The organism is Bartonella sp. MU70NMGDW (assembly GCF_042194085.1).
GTDB lineage: Bacteria > Pseudomonadota > Alphaproteobacteria > Rhizobiales > Rhizobiaceae > Bartonella > Bartonella grahamii.
Map to the genome: position 1 here is coordinate 1 of NZ_JBHIMK010000075.1, position 1,156 is coordinate 1,156.

At 38.2% G+C, this 1,156-nt stretch carries 1 protein-coding gene and 1 tRNA gene; one reads left to right on the forward strand and one right to left on the reverse strand.

The features are described from left to right. The coding region (locus tag ACFIKE_RS07115) for an efflux RND transporter periplasmic adaptor subunit (RefSeq protein WP_375648895.1) at window positions 1-704 on the reverse strand (704 nt) is incomplete at its 3' end. Between the two features lie 367 nt (window positions 705-1,071). On the opposite strand from ACFIKE_RS07115, the gene ACFIKE_RS07120 reads away from it, so the two are divergent. Beyond that, window positions 1,072-1,148 (forward strand) — tRNA-Arg (locus tag ACFIKE_RS07120). Window positions 1,149-1,156: the final 8 nt, after the last annotated feature.

Below are 1,156 nucleotides of genomic sequence, written 5' to 3' on the forward strand. Positions count from 1 at the left end.
GTTGCCGTTACCTCATCTCCTTTATGGATGCGCGACACATATCGTTCAGGGGCCCATATATCGACCAAAATACGTTCTCTATTCTCAATACGGCCTATTACAGTATTAAGGGTCACGTTATTCCCCACATCAACGGGAAAAATACCAACAACTCCAGGAATCGGTGCACGAATTGTTCGCCGATCGAGATCTAATTCAGCATTACGCAAAACTAAATTTGCGTTATCCAACTCTAAACGTGCTGTAATTTCTTGAACTTCCGTTGCTGTATTGCTGGAGCGTAATTTAAGAATGCGCGAAAGCGTTAATGCATTATTATCACGTTGTACTTTTGCTTTTGCAGCCGCTATTTCCTCTTTTTTAGAATCAAGCGTTGCAATCACATCATCGACTTGTACTTTTGTACCAGCAGATACAAAAAGCTTATCAATAACACCTGAGGATAAAGGGGTAAGATCGACTTCTGCAAGAGCTTTTCCACTCCCAAGAACGTTAAGTTGTTCATAAAAATCTTGAACTTTTACAAGATCAACAACAACATTCGCCGGTGGTCTTCCCATTTTTTCCTTTGAAGCTTTATACGATACTCTTGTTTTATTTACCATAGAAATGGGTTGTTCTGCACTCTTTTTTCCAGCCCAATAAGTAACCGTTAAAACGACGATTAAAAATACCAACGGAAAGCTCTTTTTTAATAACGCCATACATCCACCCTTGCTGTGTCATGTTCATCTGAAATAGTTTTCAACAGTAATATCGGCGTTTTACACAAAAACCAAACAGCGGGTGTATATATCTTACCCCCCACCGCAAAAAACACATCTCATCTTTGCTTGACTATCTTTCATAGATTAAAACGTCAAGTTAACTATCGTTCATATTGCTTTGTACGGTCACAACAAAAAATGATTATATCAAAACTAACTGAAACCATAATATATTATATCCTTTTTTAAAATATCTCATAAAAAAGAGAGATTTTTTTTATGACGCCCCAAGTTTCACTTGCATTTCTTTAATGAAACGATTAGGAACCCTTTGTCGTAGATAATGTAAAAAACTGAAATGTATGCACCCGTAGCTCAGCTGGATAGAGCACCAGACTACGAATCTGGGGGTCAGGAGTTCGAATCTCTTCGGGTGCGCCATCTATCAA